Genomic DNA, 15,808 nt, shown 5'->3' on the forward strand with positions numbered 1-15,808 from the left:
TCGGGAGGAGAACCGAATGGCGATTTGGCAGTGGGGACTGCTTCTGCTCGTTATCGTGTGGGCGCTGCAGTCGCTCGGCGTCTGGCTGCAGATGCGGCACTATTCGGATGTCTTCCGGGGCGTCACCGACCAGTACAAGGATGGCTTTGTCGGAGCCGGCAATTTTCGCGGTCGATTGGCCAAGGGCACCATCGCGCTCGTCGTGGTGACACCCGATCTGGTCGTGCGCCGCCTGATGGTGATGAGCGGCCGTTCCGTGTTCACCAAATTCAAAAGACATGAAGAGTTCGAGGGTGTTCCCCTCGATCGACTCCGGTCCAACCCTGCAATCATGGGGGAGGGGGAACCCGGTGTGGCCGAGGCCGTGAAGCGGGCGATCGAACAGATCGACAAAACACGGTCGGAGCCGGGAAAGAAGCCGGGTCTGTCCGGCTTGAACATAGCAAGGGCCTAGAGGACGAGAGGACGCCGCGCACCGACTGGGATCAACCGGCGGGCGGCATAAGGAGGAGAAATGTCTGTATTTTCGTTGTTGGCGCAGCATGCCGACATGGCCGTGCACAATCTGCATGTCGCAGGTGCCATGGTTTCGGATGCTGCATTGCATGGCAAGCTCGCCGTTGAGCATGCCTCTGACCATCTCGTTGTCCTCGCACAGGCGGACAGCGGACCGATCACCGTCGATCAGTTCAAGGAAAAGCTCAAGGACGTCCAGCAGGAAGAGCAGCTCGGCTGGCTGACCGCCATCGGCAAGTACTTCATCGGTATCTTCCAGAAGGGCGGCGAGGTCTTCGCCGGCTTCGTCACCGGCATCATTCCGACGTTGGTGGTGCTGATGACGGCCTTCTACGCCGTCACCGAACTGGTCGGCGAAGAGCGCGTGCATGGCCTGGCGCGCGGCGCCGGCCGGATCGCATTGACGCGCTACACGCTTTTGCCACTCCTGGCGGTGTTCTTCCTCACCAATCCGATGGCCTATACGTTCGGATCGTTCCTGGAAGAAAAGCACAAGCCGGCCTTCTACGACGCGGCCGTATCCTATGTGCACCCGCCGCTCGGCCTGTTCCCGCACATCAATCCCGGCGAATATTTCGTCTGGGGCGGCATTCTCGTCGCTTTGCTGGAGTTGGAGAAGAAGGGTGTCGTTGTCGCCGGCTACCACGTCAAGGTGGCGATCTGGTACGCCATCGTCGGCCTCGTCGTCATCCTGCTCAAGGGCATGCTGACCGAACGCATCACCGCCATCATGGCACGCCGCCAGGGCGTCGAGCTGTAGGGGCGGGGAGGACATCATGGCAAAGACATACAAAGCCGTAAGGATTTCCCAGGGCAAAACCGGCTGGGGTGGCCCGCTGGTCATCGAGCCGACCGCGCAGCGAAACAAGGTTGTTTCGGTGACCGGCGGTGGCATTCACCCAGTGGCACAGCTGATCGCCGACATGACCGGCGCCGAAGCCGTCGACGGCTTCAGGGCGCCGCCGATCGAAAGCGAGATGGCGGTTGTCGTCGTCGACTGCGGCGGCACCGCACGATGCGGCGTCTATCCGCGCAAGCGCATCCCGACCGTCAATCTGACGCCGGTCGGCCAGTCCGGGCCGCTGGCCCAGTTCATCACCGAGGACATCTATGTTTCGGGCGTGAAGCCGGCCAACATCACAATGGCGGACGGATCCGAAACGATCACGACTGCAGGGGGAGCAGCAGCGATGAGTCTAGGCAACAACAATGCGGCCGCGGCACCACAGCCGCTGCCAAGCGAGGGCGGGCTGATCGGCCTCATCAGCACGATCGGTCGCGTCATGGGTCGTATCGTCGGCATCTTCTTCAATGCCGGCCGCCGCACCATCGATCAGGTCATCCGCAACGTGCTGCCGTTCATGGCCTTCGTGACCATGCTTATCGGTCTGATCCTGTACACTGGCATCGGCGATGTGCTGGCCCAGCCGATGGGTCCGCTGGCCAACAACATCGTCGGACTGCTGATCATCTCGGCGATCTGCGGCCTGCCATTCCTGTCGCCCATCCTCGGGCCAGGCGCTGTCATCGCGCAGGTCATCGGCGTCGCCATCATCGGCCCGCAGATCGCCAATGGCACGATTTCGCCGGCGATGGCGTTGCCGGCGCTGTTTGCCTACAATACCCAGGTGGGTTGCGACTTCGTCCCCGTCGGCCTGGCGCTCGGTGAAGCCAAGCCGAAGACAATCGAAATCGGCGTTCCGGCGGTGCTCATCAGCCGCCAGATCATGGGTCCGGTCTCGGTGCTGATCGCCTGGATCGTCAGCCTGATCGTGTTCTAAGACAATTGAAAAATGAGGTTCGCCATATGACGGTTCTTCTGAGAACACGGGTCACTGCCATCGGACCCGAAGTGGCGGACCTTGCCGAAGGGGGCGTGGTCATCCTGTTTGCGGATGGCTCGCCGCCGGAGCTTGCCGAGGTCTCCGTGCTTCACAAGACGGAGCACGGACCCAGCGACGGCGCGCCTGAAAAGGGCGCGTCGATCACCCTCGGCCCGGTTGCCGCTGTTATAACGGCGGTAGGCTCCAGCGCCTGGAGCAAGGTGCTGGAAATGGGCCATGTCGTCATCTCATTCAACGGCGCCACGGAGGCCGAGAGGCCGGGCGAAATCTGCGCATCGCAAGTCGACCCGCAAGCGCTTGTGGCCGCCCTGAAAACGGGCGCGATCATCACCATCGCCGCCTGACAGTATTCGCGCCACGGCCTATGTTGGGAATGGCGCCCAAGACCAGAGTATTTGCCATGGAACGCTCGACCATCGTCAGAGTGCATGAAGGTTTGCATGCCCGTCCCGCGACGCGGTTCGTGAAGCTCGCCAAGGGTTTCGAATCCGATGTCGAACTGGTCAAGGACGGCAAGGCGGTCAGCGCCAAGAGTTCGGTCAAGCTGATGCTGCTGGCGGTCAAGGAGAACCAGGAAGTCACAGTGCGGGCTAACGGCGCCGACGCTATCGAGGCGATCGAGGCGCTGATCGGCTATCTCGAAAATCCGAGGGCTGGCCTGGATGACGAAGCTGAGTCGCAGAGCCCGGCGAATGATGTCGGCCAGCAAGCGGCATCCGCGCCGGCGGCACCTGGGGGAGCAACCGGCTTGCGCGGCGTCGCCGCAAGCGAAGGGTTCGCCATCGGCCCGGCCTTCGCTCATTTCCCGCCTGATATCGCCGGACAGGGCCGGGTGTTGCAGGCCGAGGAGATAGGGGGCGAGATCGACAGGTTCCGCGCAGCGGTCAGCGCGGTCCAGGCCCGCATGGATCATGCGTTGGCGCAGGACAGCCTGTCGGCTGGAGACCGCGGCATCGTCGCCGCGCTCCGTGACATCGCCGCGGACGACAGCCTGACCAGCGAAGCCGAGACCTTGATCAAGGGCGGCAACGACGCGATCTCGGCGGTCATCACGGCCGCCTCCACCATCGCCGCCGATTTCAGCGCCGTCGACGATCACTATCTCAACGCGCGGGCGGACGACGTTCATGCGGTGGGGCGGCAGATTTGCCTGGTGCTGCTTGGGCAGGACGATTTCAGCCTCGAAAACATCCCCGAAGGGGCCATCCTGATTGCCGACGACATCGGCGCCTGGGACCTGGCGCGCGCGCCGCTGAAGCGCATCGGCGGAGTGGTGTGCGGCCATGGCGGCGCTACATCGCACATCGCCATCATCGCCCGCTCACACGGCATTCCGGCGGTGCTCGGCCTCGGCGGTCAGGTCAATGCCTTGCGCACTGCGCGAGAAGTCGCACTCGACGGCAATGGCGGTCATGTGATCGTCGACCCCGACGAGGCGACCCGCGCCGATTTCGCCGGCCGCGTCGAAGCGGCGGCAAAGGAGCGCGCCAGCTTGACCGTCTTCAAGACGGTGACGCCGAAGCTCGCCGACGGCAGGACAATCGAGGTCGCGGCCAATATCGGCTCGCTTGAGGAAATCGAGGCGGCACAGGAGGCCGGCGCGATGGGTGTCGGCCTGTTCCGCACCGAGCTTCTGTTCATGCGCCATATGCACTTGCCCTCGGAGGACATGCAGGCGGAGACCTATGCGGCGCTGGCCAAGGCATTTGCGCCATATCCGGTCATCGTGCGCACGCTCGACATTGGCGGCGACAAGCCGATTGCCGGCATCGAATTTCCCGACGAGGAGAACCCCTTCCTCGGCTGGCGCGGCATTCGCATGTGCCTCGACCGGCCCGACATCTTCAAACGCCAACTGCGGGCGCTGCTGCGGGCCGCCGTGCACGGCAACATCAAGGTGATGCTGCCGATGGTCTCTGACATATCAGAGATCAGGCAGACGCGGGTTCTGGTTGCAGAATGCGCGGCGGAGCTGAAAGCCGAAGGCGTGCCGCATGCAACGTTCGATCTCGGCGTGATGATCGAGACCCCGGCCGCCGTGCTGATCGCCCCGGCGCTGGCCAAGGAGGTGGCTTTCTTCTCGATCGGCACCAATGACCTCACCCAGTACATTATGGCCGCCGACCGGCTCAACCCGACCGTGGCGAGGCTCAACGATGTCACCAATCCGGCCGTCATGTCGGCGATCGAAATGACGGCAAAAGCCGGCGTCGATGCCGGCATCATGGTCGGTATGTGCGGTGAGGCCGCTGGCCGGCCGGATCTTATTGCGACTTTCGTGAAGATGGGGCTGACCGAACTCTCGATGAGCCCGGCTTCGATCCAGCGCGCCAAGAAAGCGATCATGGCGATGGCCGCTGAGGGCTAGCCGAAGTCCCGATAATTACGGCAGATGCGCAAGCAAAGTGGCGAAAACGGGCGTCAATTCACTGATCGGGCTGGCCTTGGCACAGGCCTGAACAATGCGGTCGTGGCGGATATCTGCCGCCAGGATCGCGATCTCCAGCATATCCGGCTCCGGTGCGCCGTCGCTGCCGGTGGTCGCCAGGCCGCAGGCCAAAGCGAGCGGCGCCAGGCAGCTGATGTCGAGCGCCCGGCCGTCCGCCATCGCAGGCGTTTCCTGCGTGGTTTCGGCAAAACGAACGGGACGCTGGCTGAGGCACTCGACCAGCAGCGCCGAACAAATGGCCGCGATTGCCTGCAATCCGGCACCTGGCGCGGCCAAGGCAGCCAGCAGATCGCCATGCCGCTTGCGCATCGTGGCATGGACGGCGGCGAAATCGGCTTCGTGTATGCGGGCATTGTCGATGTTCAGGCCGGCAAGCACCGTCTTGGTCAGATAATACATATCGCGTCGGAACAGGCGCTCCGCGCTCAGCTGGCGATCCTCGTTGCCGGTCGGGAAATAGGTGCCGAGACCCTTTACCGTTGTGCCGTCCACCTTGATCGGGCGCTCATGCGGGACGAGAGATTCAGCGATCGACAGCGCTTCGTCGACGGCACTCGCGGCATGGCTGAGCAGGCCTTCGATGCCCTTGCCTGGAAACGGCGGCAGATGGCTGGTTGCTTCGCGCAGGATGCTGGCATCGCCGCTGCCGTCATGGCGGCTCTGGCGGATGATTTCGCGGACTTCCCGCAGCCGGTCCTTCAGATTGACGCGGACATCTTCGGAGATTTGTCGGAGCATCGCGGATCGCCTTGAAATTTGCTGCGGATGGCCGCCAACAGGAGCGGCCACCACCTCTACATTGTTCCTATCGATAGGTAGATCAATAGGCGATACTAGACCAGCATGCAGAATCGGCAGCGGCGCGCTCGTCCGTCGCCGCAGGGGGAGAGATAGGCGTGGGCAGACGACGACAGGGCGAAAGCGAAGACCGTCGAGGCGGCGGCGAGGCAACCGAGCAGGTCGCCAGCGAAAGCCGGACGGATCGCCTCAGGATCCGCGCCGCCTGGATGTATTTCGTCGAACAGATGACGCAGAACGAGATCGCCGACGTGCTCGGCGTCGGCCGCGTCACCATCGTGCGCATGCTGGCGGACGCCCGGGCGCGCAACGAAGTGAAGATCACCATCGAGAGCGAATTGTCGGAAATCGTGCGGCTGGAGCGCGCGCTGGAGAAGACATTCGGGCTGCAGCAGGCGCTGGTGGCGCCTCTTTCCGCGCCCAATGCCGATCCGATACCAGCGATCAGCGCCAAGACCGGCAGTTTCCTGTCGGACACGATGAAGTCCGGCATGCGGGTCGGCGTCGGCTGGGGTCAGACACTGTTCTCGAGCCTGCCCTTCATCAGCGCCAAGTCGCTTACCGACTTCAAGGTGATTTCGCTGCTTGGCGGTGTCGGCGTCGTGCGCCGCTTCAACCCGGCCGAGTTCGCCTGGCGTTTCGCCCAAATCTTCCAGGGCGACGGCTATCTGATCCCGACGCCGGCCGTTGTCGACAGCGTCGAGACCAAGATCGCGCTGGTCGAGCGCTGCGGTCTGCAAGAGGTTTTTGAAATGGCCAACGTGCTCGATGCCGTCCTGCTGAGCGTCGGCGGCATCGCCTCGGCCACCACCTTCTCTCGAGGCGGTTTTCTCAAGGAAGCGGATCGGGAGGCCTTGCTTGCGCGTGGCGCCGTCGGCGACCTTCTGTTCCATTTCTTCGACCGCAACGGCGATCTGGTCGACCATCCCGTCAACAGCCACGTGATGTCGGTGGATGTCGACCGTCTGCGCAAGGCGCCAATCCGCATCCTCACCTCTGGTGGGGAGGAGAAGACCGAGGCGCTGCTCGGCGCCATGACTCTGATCGCTCCGACCATCCTGATCACCGACGAGGAGAGCGCGCGGCGCATGCTGGACGCGGTCAGCGGAAGCTGAAGCTATCCGTGATGTAGTTCGGCCAGGCCCGCTGTTCGTCGAAGACAGCGGCGAGATCGGGCGTATCTGCGAGGATTCCGCTCAGCACCAACGCCGTGGCGACGCCGGCGCTGTTTCCTCCCGATATGTCATGCTCGACACTGTCGCCGACGCAGACCACGGTGCCACGGTCCGGCTCACCGGCCAGCGCCAGTGCGGCGTCGAAAATCGCCTTGTCGGGCTTGCCGATGCGGGTAACGCTGCCGCCCAGTCTCTCATAGAGGTCGGCAAGACGGCCGGCGCCGAAGCGAGGGCCTTTGGCCGTTAGCATGATGGTGTCAGGATTGGTGCAGAAGCACGGCACTTGCCGCGCTGCTGCCGGCACAAACAGCCTGTGATAATGGTCGAGATCGTAGCGATCACCCTCGCTGGCCGAGATCAGGACCAGCTCGGCCTCATCGCCGGACCCGGTCAGCACAAAAGGCAGGCCGTCGATGGCCGAGCGATCGCCGTCACGGCTGATCAGCAGGCATTTTGTCCCAGGGCGCAGCTTCCCCAACGCCGCCATGTCACTAAAAGATCGCCACGCCACCTCGCCGGAAGAGACGAAATGATCCCAGCTTCCCGGTTCGAAGCCGAGTTTCATGAGCCGGCTTTCATTGGGCTGTGCCCGCCTGCCGGAGTTCGAAACCAGCACCACGGTCTTGCCGGCGCGCTTCAGCGCCGATAGCGCCGCCACTGCGCCTGGATAGGGCCGCGTGCCGTCATGCAGCACGCCGAACTGGTCGAGCAGAAACACATCGTAGCGCTCTACAAGCGGCCCGATGCCGTCGAGACGCTCGACTCCCTTCGCGCTCATAGAAGTCCCGCCCGGCTTGCGCCCATCAGCGCCAGCCGCGCCGTGCCGGCGGCGGCCTCGTCGCAAAGTGCGGGCAGGAAATCGACGCCGAGCCTGCGCTGCCGGATTGCCGTCCAGGCCGGGTTTGCGGCGCCGCCACCGACGCTCCTGACCGATGTCAGCGCGGGCGCGCCGAGCTCGGCAAGCCTGCCGTAGCCGAGCGCTTCGATCGCGGCGATGCCTTCGAAGATTGCTTTCAGATAGTCGGCGTCGTCCGCCGGCCGGGGCGCAAGGCGTGGCGCGAGCGCTGGATCGGCGATCGGGAAACGTTCGCCCGTGGCGGGAAGCGGATAGTAATCGAGGCCGGTTTGCGTCCCCGGGTCGATTGCCGCGCTGAGTTCGATGATACGCGCGAGCGGAAAATACTGTGCCAGCACCTTGCCGCCGGAATTCGACGCGCCGCCCGCCAGCCAGGCGTTGCCAAGCCGATGGCTGTAGATGCCGAAGCGCGGTGCCGAGATCGGCCGGTCGGACAGGATCTTGATGGTGAGCGAGGATCCCAGCGCCGTGACGCCGTCGCCGATGGCCATGGCACCCGTCGCCAGGAACGAGGCGCAGCCATCCGTGGTGCCGGCGACAATGGCCACATCGCGCGGCAAGCCGAACAGCTCCGCAGCGGCAGCGGTGAGGGCGCCGGTGACATCGCCCGGCTCGACGATGCGCGGCAGCAAATCCATGCGCATTCCGGTCGCCGCGATCCAGGCCGGCCAGCGGCGGGCCTCGACATCATAGCCTGTCTTCAGCGCATTGTTCTCGTCGCTGACATCGAAGCGGCTGGAGAAGTTTCCGGCGATCCAGTCGGCTTGGTGCAGCACCGCCGCAATGCCGGGCACGCTCTGGAAGCGCAGGGCCTTGGCGAGGCCGGATGTCGCTCCGTGCGCGGCACTTGCTGTCGGCGCCTCGCGGGCGACCGCGGCAAGAATGTCGTCGTCGGCGACCTTGTCGTTGTACATCAGCGGCTCGGCCAAGGGCCGCCCGGCGGCGTCGACCGGCAGCAGCGTGCCCGATGTGCCGTCGACCGCGATGGCGCGGACCGCCGTGCGGTCGATGCCGGAAAGCACTTCCGTCAACGCCGCCTCGACCGCTTGCCACCATGTCGTTGGGTCTCGGCCATCGTGGCCAAACCTGTCGAGCGGAACAGCCGAATGCCCGGCAATGGAGAAATTCGGACGCATGGCGACGGCGCGCGCACCGGATGTGCCGATATCGATGCCGATGACGAGTGGCAGCATAGGTCTGACCTTGCTAGCCGCCGGCCGCGTTGAGCTTTTGGCGATACTGCTCGGCGTCCCAGTTGATCAGCTCGTCATTCTCGGCGGCGGTGAGATAGTTCAGCCGCGCCGCGATGTCGATGCGCGCCGTCACATCGGCAAGGCAGCGCTGCATGGCATCGGCGCCGGCGCTGGCGTCACCGCGCATCAGCACGCCAGTGCCGGGAAACAGGATCGCGGCCGGCGGCGTGCCCAGTCGTGCGACGACATCGGCCACATTCTCGCCGGGTCTTGCCACGACGGAGCCCTGGCCGAGGAAGATGACGTGGTCCGGATAGAGGCTGCCGGCCTGCGCCATGCGGCGGCTCTCCGGGTCGAGCGCGACCGCATGTGCTTCGACATCGGCCGGCAATCTGTAACCGCTGTCGCCGGCAAGCGCCGTCAAGGCGGCCAGGTCGGGCGCGGCGGTCGCGCGCGCCGGCCGGGCCAGCAGCGATCTGACGCGCTTCAGCAGAAGCCCCGCCCCGGCGACGGTTTCGGCGGCGACGACCAGCCCGTGATTGCCAAGGATCAGCACATCGACATCAGGCCGCAGTTTCTCGGCAATGCCGCGGGCAAGCGGGAGGCCCGGCCGGAAATAGGGCACATAGGCCCATTCGATGCCATCGAGCCGCCTGGCGACCTCCGCCTCGGCATCGGCCTGCACCGCAAGCGAGATGGTGTCGACGCAATGGACATGCAGAACCACGCGCTGCGGCATCAGGGTGTGCACCGTGGTCTCGATCGACGGACGCAGGCCGCGCGGGTTGAGTGCCGCAATGGTGAAACCCTGCGGCTGGTCGGCGGCGCGGTCGCGCTGCTCGACAGCCCTGAGCAGCGGTGCCATCGCCACCGGCACCATGATGTCATCGGTGAGCGCGTCCTTCAGCCAGGTGCCGGAGGCCTTGATCCACAACGTGTCGCCAGCTTTCAGCGAGGTGTTGCCACCCGCCGCCTGGGTCAGATGCGGGCTCTGCCCGATGCTGGCCGAAAGCGCTCGCAAGGCCGCCAGTTCCTGCGCGTCAGCTTGGGTCGCCATGGCGCTTTTCCTCCAACGGCTCGGCCGTGTCCTGCGCGAAATCCCGTTGCCGGGATCGAATTGGCGCTGATATCGCAGATACGAGTGATCTACGTCAACAGTGATCTACTATCATCAAAACTCGCTTGCAATCTGGCTAATGTTGAGTAAGTTGCGCCAATTGCCATGGAAAAGGGCATCCGGGAGGAAAGAGTTGAGCGACTCCGGCCGCCAGCGTCAGATCGTCGAACTGCTGCGGGATCGCCCGTTCGCCTCGGTGCGCGAGCTGCAGGAACGGCTTGGCGTTTCAGCCGCGACGGTCAGGCGTGACATCGATAGGATCGACGAAGCCGGCGAAGCACGGAAGGTCTATGGCGGCATCTCGGCGCTCGATGGCGCTTCCCAGGCCGGTGTCGCCTATGCCAGGCCCTACGACGAGAACCGCGACCTTGCGGTCGAGGCCAAGCGGCAGATCGCCGCTCTCGCGGCGACCATGGTGCGCGACGGCGATGCGGTCATCGTGCATGGCGGCTCGACCTGCTTCCATCTCGGGGTCAAGCTCGCCGAGCGCAACATTCGGCTCTACACCAACTCGATGCCGCTGGCGGCCTATCTCAGCGACCACGGCCATTGCAGCCTGACGGTTGCGGGGGGTGATCTGCATCGCGAGCCCGGCATTATCCATTCGCTCACCCAGGCCGTGCCCTTCTACGCCTCGAAATTCTTTCTCGGCGCGCAAGGCATTGGCCAGGAAGGTGTGCTGGAATCGCATCCGCTGCTGGTGCGCTCGATCGTCGACCTCAGCCTTTGCGCCGACCAGATCGTGGTGCTGGCCGACAGCCGCAAACTGTCGATCCATGCACGCAACGTTGCGCTGCCGCTTTCCCGCATCGGGACGCTGGTCACCGACGACGGCCTCTCCGACACCGATGCGCGCATGCTGGAGGACGCCGGCGTCATGGTGCGGATAGCCTCGGGAGCCATCCAGTGAAGGTGGCGGTCCTCGATTTCGGCAAGACCAATTCGAAGCTGTTCGTCTTCGGCCAGGACGGGCGCATTCTCGACGAGCGCCGGACACAGCCGAAATGGGTGCGCCAGGGCGGCTTCAGCGTGCTCGACGAGGCAACGCTCCACGATTGGGCACTCGGTGCTGTCGCCAATGCGGTCGACAGCCATGGTGTCGAGGGGCTGATGGTGTCGGGCCATGGCTGCACCTTCGCCTTGACCGACGAGGCGGCGCTGACGCATCCGATCCTCGATTACGAGCAAGAGCCGCCGGCCGAGATTGCCGCGCGGATCGATCGCCGCATTCCGGACTTTGCCGAGACATTTTCCCCACGGCTACCGCTCGGCTTCAACTACGGTCGCCACATGCTGTGGCTGCAGGAGGTCGATCCCGACGCATTCACCGCGTCGAAATCGATCCTCGGCTATCCGCAATATTGGAGCTGGCGCCTTGGCGGGCGAGCGGTCTCGGAAGTGTCCTATCTCGGCTGCCATTCGCATCTGTGGGCGCCGCGCAGCCAAGATTTTTCCTCGCTGGTCGACGCGCAGGGCTGGCGTGACCGGATGCCTGCCTTCGAGCGCGCCGGCAGCGTTATCGGGCAAGGGCACTTCGGCGGCGCGGCACGGCCGGTCGCCATTCACAATGGCGTCCACGACTCGAATGCGGCGCTGCATGCCTATCGCCGGCAGCAGCTTGGCCCGGTCACCGTCGTTTCAACCGGCACATGGGTCATCGTGCTCAATCCCGACTGCCCGCTCGACGCGCTCGACCGGGATCGCGACATGCTGGTCAATGTCGATGTCGACGGCGGTCCGGTGCCGACCATCCGTTTCATGGGCGGGCGCGAATTCGCAACCGTCAGCGGCGGCTGGCAAGGCGAGATCGCCGGCCCGGTGGTGCAGCGGGTGATCGACGCCCGCATCATGGCGCTGCCGAGCTTCGCGCCGGGCGGGCCGATGTCCGGCCAGTCCGGCCGGCTGGTCGGGCGTAGGCCCGATGCCGAGGAACGCGCGGCCGTGGCGCTGCTCTATGTCGCGCTGATGGTCGATCTGTCGCTCGACCTCATCCATTCGAACAACACCGTGATCGTCGATGGTGGGCTGAACAGTGGCGGCCTGCTCGCCGGGCTGCTGGCGCAGTTGCGTCCCGGCCAGGCTTTCCTGCAGGGCGCCACGCTGGAGGGCAGCGCCACTGGCGCCGCGGCGCTCGCCTTCGAAAGCGTCGGGCGCGAATTTGCCGCCGAGGTGCCGGAGCCGGTGCGCGTTTCGCGTTTCAACGGGTTAGCCGGCTATCGAAGCAATTGGCGTGCCTTCGCTGTGGACCGAGGTATCGCTGGTGCCGCGGCGGGAGGTGTGCGATGAGTGTGGCTGCCAAGGCCGAGACGGCGCGCCAGCCGGTGCTGGAAATGCGGCACATCTCCAAGACGTTCGGCGCGATCCGTGCCTTGCAGGATGTCTCGCTCAGCGTCCATGCCGGCGAGCTGCACGCCTTAATGGGCGAAAACGGCGCCGGCAAGTCGACGCTGATGAAGGTGCTTTCAGGCGCCTACCGGCCGGATGCCGGCGGCGAGATCCTGATCGACGGCACGCCCGCCGCGACCGGCGATCCGATCAAGGCGCGCGCCAGCGGCGTCGCGGTGATCTATCAGGAGCTGTCGCTGGCGCCCAATTTGACGGTGGCGCAGAACATCTTCCTCGGCAACGAGCCGCGACGCTTCGGCATCGTCGACCGCGACCAGTGCACTCGCCGCGCCAAGGAGATCATTCAGCGGCTCGGCGTCTCCTTCTCGGCCCGCGACATGGTCTCCGGCCTGTCGCTCGGCGAGCGCCAGCTGGTCGAGATCGCCCGCGCATTGTCGACCAATGCGCGCATCATCGTCATGGACGAGCCGACGACGTCGCTGACCTCGCGCGAGACCGACCGGCTGTTCGAGGTCATCGCGACGCTGAAATCGCAAGGCATCGCGATCATCTACATCAGCCACCGCATGGAAGAGGTCTACCAGCTTGCCGACCGCGTCAGCGTGCTGCGCGACAGCGGCTATGTCGGCACGCTCGAGCGCGCCGAGCTCAGCGCCTCGCGCCTCGTCTCGATGATGGTCGGCCGCGATCTGTCAGCTTTCTACAAGAAGGACCACCGGCCGCCGGACGAGAAGCGCGCGGTGGCGCTCTCGGTGCGCGGCATGTCCGACGGCCGTCTCCTTAAGAACTGCTCGCTCGAGCTGCACAAGGGCGAGGTGCTGGCGCTGGCTGGCCTTGTCGGCTCCGGCCGTACCGAGCTTGCACGGCTGATCTTCGGCGCCGACAAGCGCACGTCAGGCACGCTCGAACTCGATGGCAAGCCTATTTCCATCGGCTCGCCGCGCGAGGCGCTGGATGCCGGCATCGCCTATCTGACCGAGGACCGCAAGGAACTCGGCCTGTTTCTCGACATGTCGATTTCCGACAACATCAGCATGGGCGTTCTGGCGAGGGATGCGAGCGCCGGCGGCTTGCGCGACTTCGCGGCCGCCGAGAGACGCGCTTCCAAGGCTGTTGCCGATCTCTCCATCCGCACCGGTTCGGTTCAGGCCAATGCCGGATCGCTGTCGGGCGGCAACCAGCAGAAGGTGCTGCTCGCCCGCCTGCTGGAGACCGAGCCGAAGGTTGTCATCCTCGACGAGCCAACCCGGGGCGTCGATGTCGGGGCGAAATCGGAAATTTACCGGCTGATCGACAATCTCGCCAAGCGGGGCATCGCCATCCTGATGATCTCCAGCGAACTGCCGGAGGTTATCGGCGTCGCCGACCGCGTGCTGGTGATGCGCGAAGGCACGATATCGGGCGAGGTGACGGCATCCGAAGGCCAACCGCTCAGCCAGGAGAAAATCATGGAACTTGCAACGGGAGCGGCTCAGCGATGACCGACAAGGCGACCGAGATCAGCGCAGGCGGCCAGGCCACCGGCACGAGCCGGCGGTTGCGCACCGCAATCGCTGCCCTTGGCATGCTGCCGGTGCTGATCCTGCTGGCGGCCGGCTTCCAGTTCCTGAACCCGCGCTTCCTGACCGAGACCAACCTTTTGATCGTCACGCAGCAGTCGTCGATCAACATCGTGCTGGCGGCCGGCATGACCTTCGTGATCCTGACCGGTGGCATCGACCTTTCCGTCGGCGCCATCCTTGCCGCTTCGGCGATGGTGGCGGTGATCGTGTCGCTGGTGCCGGATTGGGGTCTGCTCGGCGTGCCGGCGGCCATTCTGGTCGGCCTCGGCTTCGGCCTCATCAACGGGCTGCTCATCGCCTACATCAAGCTGCCGCCCTTCATCGTCACGCTGGGTTCGCTGACCGCCGTGCGCGGTGTTGCCCGCCTGCTCGGCCAGGACACGACGGTGTTCAACTCGGACCTGCCGTTCGACTTCATCGGCAACGGTTCGCTGTTCGGCATTCCGTGGCTGGTCATCATCGCGCTGTCGGTCGTTGTGCTGTCCTGGCTGGTGCTCAAGCGCACCGTGCTCGGCACCTGGATCTATGCCGTCGGCGGCAATGCCGAGGCCGCCCGGCTGACCGGCATCAAGGTGCCGCTGGTGCTGCTCTTCGTCTATGGCGTTTCGGGCCTTCTGGCCGGCCTTGGCGGCGCCATGTCGGCGGCCCGGCTCTACGCCGCCAACGGCCTGCAGCTTGGTCAGTCCTACGAACTCGACGCCATTGCCGCGGTCATTCTCGGCGGCACCAGCTTCGTCGGGGGCGTCGGCTCGATCTGGGGCACGCTGATCGGCGGCCTGATCATCGCGGTGCTCTCCAATGGGCTCATCTTGGCCGGTGTCTCGGACATCTGGCAGTACATCATCAAGGGATTGGTCATCATCGTGGCGGTCGCCCTCGACCGCTACAGGCTCCAGGCCGGAGCAAGAACGTGATTGACCTTAGTCGCCGGCGTCAACGACCGGTTTGTGTAACGCACCGTGAGAGGCGCGGGGCAATCGGAGGAAAGCAATGAAGACCATCGCCAAACTGCTCTGCGGCGTCGCACTCGCGTCGCTCGCCATCGCGCCTGCTTCGGCCAAGGACCTCAACAAGGTCGGCATCTCGGTCGGCCTGCTCGGCAACCCCTTCTTCGTCGCCACCATCAAGGGCATCGAGGACGCGGCCAAGAAGATCAACCCGAAGGTCGAGGTGACCTCGGTGTCGGCCGACTATGACCTCAACAAGCAAGTTTCGCAGGTCGATTCGTTCATCGCCGCCGGCGTCGACGTGATCATGCTCAATGCCGTCGACGCCAAGGCGATCGCACCGGCGGTGAAGAAGGCACAGGCGGCAGGCATCATTGTTGCCGCCTTCGACGTTTCGGCGCCGGGCGCCGACGTGACCGTGATGACCAACAACGTCAAGGCCGGCGAAGAGGCCTGCCAGTACCTGGTCGACAATACCGGCGGCAAGGGCGACTACGTCATCCTCAACGGGCCGGCATCGTCGTCGATCCTGGAGCGGGTGAAGGGCTGCAAGAACGTGCTGGCGCAGCATCCCGACATCAAGGTCCTCTCCGACGACCAGAATGCCGAAGGCTCGCGCGACGGCGGCCTGAAGGTGTTCCAGTCGCTGCTCACCCGCTTCGACAAGATCGACGCGGTGTTTGCCATCAACGATCCGACGGCGATCGGCGCCCAGCTCGCGGCCAAGCAGCTCAACCGCTCGGAATTCATCTTCACCGCCGTCGACGGCGCGCCGGATATCGAGAAGGAACTCTCCTCCGGCACTTCGATGATCAAGGCCTCGGCCTCGCAGGATCCTTATGTGATGGCTGGCCAGTCGCTGACGATGGCGGCCGACCTGCTGGCCGGCAAGAAGCCGGCGGAGCCGACCGTGCTGCTCGATCCGAAGCTGATCACGGCCGAGAACCTGAAGGACTACAAGGGCTGGACCGCGGCCCGCTAAACGTCCCTCAGCAGCGTGCGGCC

15 protein-coding genes are annotated in these 15,808 nt (G+C 64.9%); 11 read left to right on the top strand and 4 right to left on the bottom strand.

Going from position 1 to position 15,808, the window contains the following annotated elements:
- Positions 1–16: 16 nt before the first annotated feature.
- From ACSQ3L_RS07660 to ptsP, 5 genes are read left to right on the top strand one after another with little or no spacing between them, the layout of a single operon-like run.
- Positions 17–454 (top strand): transcriptional regulator GutM, encoded by a 438-nt coding sequence (locus tag ACSQ3L_RS07660; RefSeq protein WP_352582022.1) that lies wholly within the window; start codon positions 17–19, stop codon positions 452–454.
- 60 nt (positions 455–514) lie between these two features.
- A complete protein-coding gene (gene srlA, locus ACSQ3L_RS07665) occupies positions 515–1,276 on the top strand; it encodes a PTS glucitol/sorbitol transporter subunit IIC (protein WP_013529328.1) in 762 nt (253 codons plus the stop codon).
- Positions 1,277–1,292: 16 nt separating this feature from the next.
- Entirely contained in the window at positions 1,293–2,297 is a 1,005-nt protein-coding gene (gene srlE, locus ACSQ3L_RS07670) for a PTS glucitol/sorbitol transporter subunit IIB (protein WP_436159391.1), read from the top strand.
- Between the two features lie 26 nt (positions 2,298–2,323).
- A complete protein-coding gene (locus tag ACSQ3L_RS07675) occupies positions 2,324–2,704 on the top strand; it encodes a PTS glucitol/sorbitol transporter subunit IIA (RefSeq protein WP_436159392.1) in 381 nt (126 codons plus the stop codon).
- Positions 2,705–2,760: 56 nt separating this feature from the next.
- On the top strand, positions 2,761–4,728 hold the full coding sequence (gene ptsP / locus ACSQ3L_RS07680) for a phosphoenolpyruvate--protein phosphotransferase (RefSeq protein ID WP_436159393.1): 1,968 nt from the start codon (positions 2,761–2,763) through the stop codon (positions 4,726–4,728).
- A gap of 15 nt (positions 4,729–4,743) precedes the next feature.
- Here the strand turns inward: ptsP and ACSQ3L_RS07685 are convergent, their stop codons facing one another.
- On the bottom strand, positions 4,744–5,547 hold the full coding sequence (locus ACSQ3L_RS07685; protein WP_436159394.1) for a hypothetical protein: 804 nt from the start codon (positions 5,545–5,547) through the stop codon (positions 4,744–4,746).
- Positions 5,548–5,705: 158 nt separating this feature from the next.
- Here ACSQ3L_RS07685 and ACSQ3L_RS07690 point away from each other — a divergent pair, with 158 nt between their 5' ends.
- The gene (locus ACSQ3L_RS07690; RefSeq protein ID WP_436159395.1) at positions 5,706–6,722 is read left to right on the top strand and encodes a sugar-binding transcriptional regulator; all 1,017 of its coding nucleotides are present in this window, start codon (positions 5,706–5,708) and stop codon (positions 6,720–6,722) included.
- Here the strand turns inward: ACSQ3L_RS07690 and ACSQ3L_RS07695 are convergent.
- From ACSQ3L_RS07695 to ACSQ3L_RS07705, 3 genes are read right to left on the bottom strand one after another with little or no spacing between them, the layout of a single operon-like run.
- The gene (locus ACSQ3L_RS07695; protein WP_436159396.1) at positions 6,709–7,560 is read right to left on the bottom strand and encodes a TIGR01459 family HAD-type hydrolase; all 852 of its coding nucleotides are present in this window, start codon (positions 7,558–7,560) and stop codon (positions 6,709–6,711) included. The genes ACSQ3L_RS07690 and ACSQ3L_RS07695 overlap by 14 nt on opposite strands.
- Positions 7,557–8,831, bottom strand: a complete 1,275-nt coding sequence (locus ACSQ3L_RS07700) for an FGGY-family carbohydrate kinase (RefSeq protein ID WP_436159397.1) — start codon at positions 8,829–8,831, stop codon at positions 7,557–7,559. Before ACSQ3L_RS07700 ends, ACSQ3L_RS07695 begins: the two co-directional genes overlap by 4 nt.
- A 13-nt stretch (positions 8,832–8,844) precedes the next feature.
- A complete protein-coding gene (locus ACSQ3L_RS07705; protein ID WP_436159398.1) occupies positions 8,845–9,888 on the bottom strand; it encodes a class II aldolase/adducin family protein in 1,044 nt (347 codons plus the stop codon).
- A 193-nt stretch (positions 9,889–10,081) separates the two neighbouring features.
- Between ACSQ3L_RS07705 and ACSQ3L_RS07710 the strand changes: the two genes are divergently transcribed.
- The 5 genes from ACSQ3L_RS07710 (at position 10,082) to ACSQ3L_RS07730 (ending at position 15,785) form a co-directional block, all read left to right on the top strand.
- Positions 10,082–10,858, top strand: coding sequence for a DeoR/GlpR family DNA-binding transcription regulator (locus ACSQ3L_RS07710; protein WP_436159399.1), 777 nt, complete (start codon positions 10,082–10,084; stop codon positions 10,856–10,858).
- On the top strand, positions 10,855–12,234 hold the full coding sequence (locus ACSQ3L_RS07715; protein ID WP_436159400.1) for an FGGY-family carbohydrate kinase: 1,380 nt from the start codon (positions 10,855–10,857) through the stop codon (positions 12,232–12,234). The genes ACSQ3L_RS07710 and ACSQ3L_RS07715 overlap by 4 nt, the downstream gene beginning before the upstream one ends.
- Positions 12,231–13,775: a sugar ABC transporter ATP-binding protein gene (locus ACSQ3L_RS07720; RefSeq protein WP_436159401.1), complete on the top strand. Its 1,545-nt coding sequence runs from the start codon at positions 12,231–12,233 to the stop codon at positions 13,773–13,775. Before ACSQ3L_RS07715 ends, ACSQ3L_RS07720 begins: the two co-directional genes overlap by 4 nt.
- Positions 13,772–14,770, top strand: a complete 999-nt coding sequence (locus tag ACSQ3L_RS07725) for an ABC transporter permease subunit (protein WP_436159402.1) — start codon at positions 13,772–13,774, stop codon at positions 14,768–14,770. Before ACSQ3L_RS07720 ends, ACSQ3L_RS07725 begins: the two co-directional genes overlap by 4 nt.
- 76 nt (positions 14,771–14,846) lie before the next feature.
- Complete coding sequence (locus ACSQ3L_RS07730) at positions 14,847–15,785, top strand: ABC transporter substrate-binding protein (RefSeq protein WP_292187614.1); 939 nt, start codon at positions 14,847–14,849, stop codon at positions 15,783–15,785.
- The last annotated feature ends 23 nt before the right edge of the window (positions 15,786–15,808 follow it).

The sequence above is a fragment of the Mesorhizobium sp. LjRoot246 genome (assembly GCF_964254115.1).
In the GTDB taxonomy this organism is placed as follows: Bacteria; Pseudomonadota; Alphaproteobacteria; order Rhizobiales; family Rhizobiaceae; genus Mesorhizobium.

Excerpts from the sequence above, each read along its gene's own strand:
- ACSQ3L_RS07660 (WP_352582022.1), top strand. The coding sequence starts at position 17 with ATGGCGATTTGGCAGTGGGGACTGCTTCTGCTCGTTATCGTGTGGGCG.
- srlA (WP_013529328.1), top strand. The coding sequence starts at position 515 with ATGTCTGTATTTTCGTTGTTGGCGCAGCATGCCGACATGGCCGTGCAC.
- srlE (WP_436159391.1), top strand. The coding sequence starts at position 1,293 with ATGGCAAAGACATACAAAGCCGTAAGGATTTCCCAGGGCAAAACCGGC.
- ACSQ3L_RS07675 (WP_436159392.1), top strand. The coding sequence starts at position 2,324 with ATGACGGTTCTTCTGAGAACACGGGTCACTGCCATCGGACCCGAAGTG.
- ptsP (WP_436159393.1), top strand. The coding sequence starts at position 2,761 with ATGGAACGCTCGACCATCGTCAGAGTGCATGAAGGTTTGCATGCCCGT.
- ACSQ3L_RS07685 (WP_436159394.1), bottom strand. The coding sequence starts at position 5,547 with ATGCTCCGACAAATCTCCGAAGATGTCCGCGTCAATCTGAAGGACCGG.
- ACSQ3L_RS07695 (WP_436159396.1), bottom strand. The coding sequence starts at position 7,560 with ATGAGCGCGAAGGGAGTCGAGCGTCTCGACGGCATCGGGCCGCTTGTA.
- ACSQ3L_RS07700 (WP_436159397.1), bottom strand. The coding sequence starts at position 8,831 with ATGCTGCCACTCGTCATCGGCATCGATATCGGCACATCCGGTGCGCGC.
- ACSQ3L_RS07705 (WP_436159398.1), bottom strand. The coding sequence starts at position 9,888 with ATGGCGACCCAAGCTGACGCGCAGGAACTGGCGGCCTTGCGAGCGCTT.
- ACSQ3L_RS07720 (WP_436159401.1), top strand. The coding sequence starts at position 12,231 with ATGAGTGTGGCTGCCAAGGCCGAGACGGCGCGCCAGCCGGTGCTGGAA.
- ACSQ3L_RS07725 (WP_436159402.1), top strand. The coding sequence starts at position 13,772 with ATGACCGACAAGGCGACCGAGATCAGCGCAGGCGGCCAGGCCACCGGC.
- ACSQ3L_RS07730 (WP_292187614.1), top strand. The coding sequence starts at position 14,847 with ATGAAGACCATCGCCAAACTGCTCTGCGGCGTCGCACTCGCGTCGCTC.